The organism is Sulfobacillus harzensis (genome assembly GCF_012933365.1).
GTDB classification, from domain to species: Bacteria; Bacillota; Sulfobacillia; order Sulfobacillales; family Sulfobacillaceae; genus Sulfobacillus_B; species Sulfobacillus_B harzensis.
This window is the reverse complement of the sequence record NZ_JABBVZ010000144.1, coordinates 1-6507: the sequence shown is the minus strand read 5'-3', so window position 1 is coordinate 6507 and position 6507 is coordinate 1. Positions and strand designations below refer to the sequence as shown.

The 6507-nt window shown below is 58.6% G+C and carries 11 protein-coding genes; all 11 read left to right on the top strand.

Features of this window, described 5'->3' with window-relative positions; translation table 11 throughout:
- Positions 1 to 171: 171 nt before the first annotated feature.
- Positions 172 to 399, top strand: coding sequence for a hypothetical protein (locus HIJ39_RS20825; protein WP_169102962.1), 228 nt, complete (start codon positions 172 to 174; stop codon positions 397 to 399).
- Between the two features lie 64 nt (positions 400 to 463).
- Entirely contained in the window at positions 464 to 859 is a 396-nt protein-coding gene (locus HIJ39_RS20820) for a hypothetical protein (RefSeq protein ID WP_169102961.1), read from the top strand.
- Positions 852 to 1022, top strand: coding sequence for a hypothetical protein (locus HIJ39_RS20815; RefSeq protein WP_169102960.1), 171 nt, complete (start codon positions 852 to 854; stop codon positions 1020 to 1022). Before HIJ39_RS20820 ends, HIJ39_RS20815 begins: the two co-directional genes overlap by 8 nt.
- Positions 1023 to 1203: 181 nt before the next feature.
- Positions 1204 to 1413, top strand: coding sequence for a hypothetical protein (locus tag HIJ39_RS20810; protein WP_169102959.1), 210 nt, complete (start codon positions 1204 to 1206; stop codon positions 1411 to 1413).
- A 129-nt stretch (positions 1414 to 1542) separates the two neighbouring features.
- Positions 1543 to 1758, top strand: a complete 216-nt coding sequence (locus HIJ39_RS20805) for a hypothetical protein (protein WP_169102958.1) — start codon at positions 1543 to 1545, stop codon at positions 1756 to 1758.
- An 886-nt stretch (positions 1759 to 2644) separates the two neighbouring features.
- Positions 2645 to 3082: a hypothetical protein gene (locus HIJ39_RS20800; protein ID WP_169102957.1), complete on the top strand. Its 438-nt coding sequence runs from the start codon at positions 2645 to 2647 to the stop codon at positions 3080 to 3082.
- Positions 3083 to 3192: 110 nt separating this feature from the next.
- Positions 3193 to 3726, top strand: coding sequence for a hypothetical protein (locus HIJ39_RS20795; RefSeq protein ID WP_169102956.1), 534 nt, complete (start codon positions 3193 to 3195; stop codon positions 3724 to 3726).
- A gap of 59 nt (positions 3727 to 3785) precedes the next feature.
- Positions 3786 to 4097 carry a hypothetical protein gene (locus HIJ39_RS20790; RefSeq protein ID WP_169102955.1) on the top strand — a complete coding sequence of 104 codons (312 nt, stop codon included), beginning with the start codon at positions 3786 to 3788 and terminating at the stop codon, positions 4095 to 4097.
- A gap of 483 nt (positions 4098 to 4580) precedes the next feature.
- Entirely contained in the window at positions 4581 to 5057 is a 477-nt protein-coding gene (locus HIJ39_RS20785) for a hypothetical protein (protein WP_169102954.1), read from the top strand.
- Between the two features lie 265 nt (positions 5058 to 5322).
- On the top strand, positions 5323 to 5844 hold the full coding sequence (locus HIJ39_RS20780; protein WP_169102953.1) for a DUF1281 family ferredoxin-like fold protein: 522 nt from the start codon (positions 5323 to 5325) through the stop codon (positions 5842 to 5844).
- A 104-nt stretch (positions 5845 to 5948) separates the two neighbouring features.
- The gene (locus HIJ39_RS20775) at positions 5949 to 6347 is read left to right on the top strand and encodes a hypothetical protein (protein ID WP_169102952.1); all 399 of its coding nucleotides are present in this window, start codon (positions 5949 to 5951) and stop codon (positions 6345 to 6347) included.
- The last annotated feature ends 160 nt before the right edge of the window (positions 6348 to 6507 follow it).

Genomic DNA, 6507 nt, shown 5'->3' with positions numbered 1-6507 from the left:
GATTTTTGCCGGTGTTTAAAAGCGAGGCAACGGCGCGGCACTATTACCCCGGCGCCACCGTGAGGCGGGTGAAGATGCCCCCCATTCAAGCGGTGATCGCGGGAAACCATCGACCACGCTGAGCCACGGCGAGCCTGTGGCGTTAGTCACGTTGGAGAGGAGCGCAAACGGATGACCGACCAAGACACATCGGCCGTGTGCCCATACCGAATGGCACACGAGGATCGCTGTACCCCGTTCGCAGACGTGTTGGGCGACTTGATCGTTGAGACGCCCACACCAGACGAATCCGAGCGGCATCCTTATAGCATTAAAAGCGGCGGATTGTACGCGCCGATAAGTTACTGCCCGTTTTGTGGATGGACGTTGCTAAAGATGCCAAAGGGCATCGTCGGATAGACCCCTGTTCGCTTTCCTAGTGCGGCATCCGAAGTGGCCTTGGACGATAACGAGGAGGTGTCCCATGACTGAAGAACGCCTCGCGCACCTGGAGGTGCTATGCCAAGAAGCGACCGAGGGGCCGTGGCACGCTCGACACCGACATGTAGGTAACGTATCCAATGACTTTGCTTGGGATGAATCGGCGGGACTGGGATGGGAGATCGAGGAACTGGACCGCCCGATGCGTGGACAGTTCGTGCGGGGAGCCGATGCGCACTTCATCGCCGAAGCCCGCACCGCCCTCCCCGAAGCGCTGGCCGAAGTGCGGCGGTTGCGGGAAGCGCTCGAAGACATCGCCAGCGTGCACCCATTGCCCCTCACGGGCGAGCCCACGCTATACGAGCGCAGCATCCAAAGCGGTCTTCAAGCTGCCCATGACAAGGCGCGCCGCGCACTAGAGGAGGCGCCTCATGACTGAGGAACGGTTGGCCGACGTGCGGCGGTTGCGAGGCACCATGAAATTGGCCGTGCAAGCCATCGATCGCGGTTACAAGGGCGATGCCGACGAGATGCGATTTGCGCCGGAGGAAATCTGCGAGGCACGAAACGATCTCAAGAAGGCATTGGCCTCGCTCTCATGATGTCTGGCGAGGAACCGGCCATTGGAGAGTTGTGTTCTGGCGGCGTCTCCTTTGGGTGGTGGGATCGGCGTGCATCGAAGGGCAACGAGACAGCTCCTTGGCGACTTGTTTTTGGACAGAGCGGCTCCGATTGAACGTGAGGTATGAGGTGTATTGGGGTCAATCGAGGCGGTGATTCAAAGTGAATATAAAATCTCAGAACGCCGCCCTTCGCCGTAAGGCCGCGACGATCAATGGGCTCATCGCGTTAGGCGCGACGATGATCGGCGTCACCGTTGCGAGTCCCATCCCTGCATTCTGGCGCGGACTCATGACTGGAGTATGGATTGCGGGAACGGTGGGGCTCATTGGCGGGCAGGTGTTCCTCCAACGCGCGCATCGATGGCGCTGATCCTTCCGATGTGCCACGAAAAGCATGATATCGCAACGGCTATTCGCGATTGGCGTCTTATATTTTGAGTGCGAGCGGGATTCGCGCCATCATAGAAGCCTAGCTGAACGATGAGGGGGGACTGGCGTAATGGCGAACAATCAACCTGTGGTTGTGCTGCACGATGACAGCGATTCAGAACACGTGCGGGTGGTGCCGATTCCCTGCAGCGTCTGCCGCCAGCCGTTCCCGTACCGGTTTGTTGGCGCCTTTCGCGAGGACGCGCTGTTGCCCATCGACCGTGTGTGCCGCTCGTGTTTTCCCGCGTGGTATCTGTCATGGTCGCAGCAGCACGGTTGGGCTTGATAGCAGCTCAGGATAATGAGGGCTGTTTTGTGTAAAACCTCGTTGACTTGGCTTTCCGGATGATAGGCTCTTTTATGCAAAATTCGGATCTAGCGACTCCGGGGCATGTGGCTGGATTTTATCGGCAAGCCGGCTGACCATCGCGAAGCTCTGCCACCATCAACGCATGGGCTTGCGTCGGTTTGCGCTACGTCTTCGCACCAAAGTCGTGCCGCCCAAGAAGGGCAAGCAGGCCCCCTATCGGCGGCAGACCCGGCGGAAGAGCGATGGGGCCGAGGAACGCCGGGGATAAAGTCACTAACGTTTGATAGATTGGTTGTGGCGTGTGTATACTATGAGTGCATTGGACTCTCAAACGGTCGGCGTGTCAGACTCTCCGGAACCCAAGAAGGAGAGTGTTCCAATGACACAAAAGGTCTGCGCAACCTTGACGACGCATTTAGCTATAAAAGTGTCGCGCCGAACGTAGTTGCATAAAGGAAAGCCCCACCCTTGAGTAAGGTGGGGGTTTCCGCGTTATCCTTATCGCAAGCCTTTCAAGAGGTCTACAAGAAGTAGAAGAGCTTTCAAGACTACGCTTAATGTCGACAACACGGAGCGCATTGAACGTCTCTTTCGGTGCATGACGTATCATCTCCGTACTTGTTTCGTGGTGCTTACGGACGGTGAGTGGTCGCCCTCCCACAACGCTGATCATAGAAAAGGTTTTCTGGGGCGTCCAATGCGCAGGCCCATTTGTGGCCAAAAGACATGAAGTGTTCCTACGACGAGCGGAGTGTGCCTGGAGCCTGTTTCCGGTCGTTTTTGTTCCCGTTATGTCGGCCCGCCGCCCCGTCTCGGGGCGACGCAGGATGTGTTGATTCCCATCATTCTGCGGAGGTGTCCCATGAAGAACCCCATCTATAATCCCGGCGGCATGCGCATGGTCATTGACACGGGTCACAAAACCTTTGACCGTTACTGCGATTTGGTCACCACCGGCAATGTTTGCAGCCATGTGCAAACGTCCTCTTTTATCCGCGCTTACTCGGATGTCGCCTGCCATGGCCGCATCTCGCCTCCCGGCCATTTGCGGGACTTTGACTTGCAGCTATTTCGGCGGCTCCCTCATCACGTACGCTGGTATATTGAGTCCGTCACGATGGAAGAGGGGGCCATTCTGTATCAATTCGGCCATCTGCGCTCTGACGGCCATTACCAGGTGGACGGCTTTATCCTCACGACACGGGATTACCGCTTCCTTCGCCAGTTTGTCATCAACCCGCGCGGCGGGCAGCGGATTCTCGACACGGTCGCCCTGTACATTTGCGAACCCGTGGCGTAACGAGTCACGATAAGACGGAAAGGACGTGCAGCGATGCTCACGGTGAGAGAACAGGCCCGCAATCGGGTCATTGCGCTACGGCTCCAGGCACTCGGGCTGGGAACCATGGGGTGGGAGGAGCCGGTCGATGGCGCGGAACCCATTCCTCGCAACTCTGGCTGCCGCATACCGCGCCGTTTCCTGACCCCGCGAGCCGCTGGCTGTGGTGGGTCTTCAGCGGCGTCTTGGCCGCCACCAGCGTAACGGATTTGCTCTGGCGCCGCATTGTGGTCACTTGGCCACAGGTCGGCCTCGTGGCCAGTGCCGCCGTTGGGGTGGGGTTTGGCCTTTGGTGGGCGCTCCCGGCGTGGGCCGGATTGGCCTGGACCGTCGGATTGGGGCTGTTGACGATTCCGGCGTTGTGGCTGATGCATGCGCGTTTGGCCGCGGGGGATTGGTGGCTGATGGCCCTGGGCGCCCTGAGTTTTGTGCTGCACCCGGCCTATTTCGGTCTCTGGGTGGGTCTCAGTCTCGCTTTGGCATCCATCGTCGGGTGGTTCCTGTTTCGTCTGCAGCGCGTTGCTGAACCGCTGCCCTTTTTGCCGTTGGCCTTGGTGGGCGATTTGCTGGTTCGGACGGCCTGGGCATTTCCGAGTTGGCGGTAGCGCCCGCGCTGCGGGCCCTTTTTTGTTGTCATTGTTGATTTTCCTGAGGAGTGAGCCCCATGACTTGCGACTTTTGCGACAAACCCGTACCGTCCGATGCCCTGACGATTGCGGTGTATCCCTTCGCTTACGCGACCGTGCCTGACTCGATCGCGTATTGTTCCCGCGCTTGCGAAGCGCACGCGGAATCTGGAGATTGGCGGCCGGTATGGTGCGATGCCTGCGGCCGGGAAATCGCGCTGCACGATGACGCCTATGATTTGCGGGACGCGCGGGCGCCCCAGTTTACCGTTGATGCCGCCGACAACCCCCGGTGCCGCCGCTGCGCCGGCATTCCCGCGGATGCGGCGATGGCCCATCCGCTGCGTTGAGGGCACACGTCAGGCAGTCGAGCCCGCGCGGGAGAGAAGGATAAGCGATAACACTGCCGAATGTTGTTCATGCGGAAGTATCCAAGACCAGTTCTCTTATGATCTAAAGCCGGTTTTGGCTTCCACGGATTGCTATCCGATTCCATCGTTAGCGTCGGCCTTATTGGTCGGCGCCTTTTTGTGCTCGAGGTCGTTTCATGTCGAAGGGACACGCCGGATTCCTATTGGACTGCCCGGATTGGGGTGCCCGTCTATTCGTGTTGTTGGCCGGACGACGTGTGGACAGCTCCTGACGCTGCCGTCAGTCTCATCTTGCGGCGTCCCGCCGCAAGGTTTGAGGGGTGTTCAGACCACGTGTTCCCTGAGGGTGCGCCAGGCCTGACACACTTCAAAGGAAGTTGTGACTTATGGCGATTGCCAACGTCCCCGACAACATCTTAGCCGATTTGGTTTGTCCTTAAACGTCAAAAGGAGTGTGACGTCATGTCTATCGACGAACAATTTGTGATGGTCGATGGCTCACCGGCTTTGCGTAAACTGGCTCGAGAGACCGGTTATCGCTACGCTTTATGCCCGCGTATTCACGTGCTCACTATACCCGATCGCTATCCGGATTTAAGCTTTCTGGAACAAAGTTATGATGATGTAACCATCGACGATCGCCAGCGTTATCAAGCGGAGGACCGCGCGCGAAGGGAAAGCTTCGGCACTTCGTGGACGATGATGGGCATTCGCGCCGTAGCCACCGTGTACGTGCCGCTTGGACCCGGTGCCTTTCAACGACTCGTGATTCCCTCGATGGGCTGCTTCGGCGTCGAGTCGGACAGCGGCCCCGCGTACCTGCGCCAGGTGGGCGAGGAAGAACTAGCCAATCTGCGGGATGTCTTGGCAATGCTGCGTGTGCACGAGCCCGTCGATCAAGTGGTCGAGTGGGACGTGATTTTTCAGCAGGCTGTCTAACCGCCGAACGTTTGCCCGCTAGGTGGCATTCGGCGGATATCCTCTCGGGTTGACGCCGCTGGATGCACACGATCCCACCCCCCGAGGACAATGACATTAATGTGGGGTACGACGCCCTGACCGACCGCTGTTTTGCGCTGGGGTGATCCGCCGGGGGATTGTCCCTGCGGTTTGAGAGCTTGTGCGGCAGGCACTCGCGGCCGTTCATCCGTCTCCCGTTCTGGCAAGACGCGGACACCGAGGAATCTGAGGAGGGTTGAGAATCGTGCCCAATTGGTGTGAGAATCAGTTAACCATCACAGGATCTGCCGGCATGGTGAAGGCCTTTGTGGATCGCGTGCAAGGCACACCCGAATCATGGGGTGCAGACACACCCGCGGCCCCGCAAGTGCTGTGCTTTAATCAAGTCATGCCCGTGCCTGCCGACGTGGTGGCCCAAGGGTACTCGCCGGCCGGCTACCACTGGTGCAATGCGCATTGGGGGACGGAGTGGGAACCGGATGTGCAACACGACGTGCCTGAGATTCATGCGCAAGCAGACGGTAGAGCGTCGGCCGACTATCTCTTCGATACCGCCTGGTCGCCGCCCCTGGCCTGGTTGAATGCCGCCGCTGAGCAGTGGCCGGGTTTGACATTTCACCTTATTTATGGGGAACCGGGGAACAACGATTACGGCGAAGTTATTTGGGAACACGGTGCCTGTGTTAGCGAAGAAACCATCGACCCGGATGCGAATCTTGAGTGGATAGAGGAGCATTTCGCTTGGGTGTTGATGCAGGAGGATTGACGATCAGACCGATACGCGGCGAGCCCTAATACGGGTTCGCCCTGCGGTCTCTAAGCCTATACCAAAAGGGCGATGACATTCACGCTGTATCGAGAAGGGCTTGTATGATTCGCGAAGACCAACAGTTCTTCTACGCTGACGGATCATCCCAGGATCGCCCGGAAAAGCCTGGAGCCAAGCTTCGGCGGGAACAGAATCGCCGGCGCCACAACGCGTGGCTTGCCGACCGTGTTCAGTGGAGCGATGGTCTCCAAGAGCAATGGCGTGTTCAGGACGAAAAGGCTTTGAGGGACGCTCAACGTCCGCGATCGGCCCGGCCGAAGCGGCGCGTGCGCCGCCTGAAGCCACGGGTTTTGCGGGAACTACGCCATTCGCATGGCATTTACACGCGCAGCGATGATGGCAAAGAAGCGAAGGAGGGATCGTTGACACGGCGGCCCCGCCGAATGATGAGAGCCATCATTTCCCCAATGGAGGAGGTAGAGTTGACGGATGGAAAGTGACGTTCTAACAGAAAAAGTCTCCGGCCAAGTTCGTCGGGGCAACTGGAGAGGCGCTGTCGAAACTTTGCTGGATGCCATGCTCTGTACCGCAGATGACTATGGCGATTCGGCGTTGCGTGAGCACATCGAACGCATCGCCACTCAAGTGTTCGACATTCCC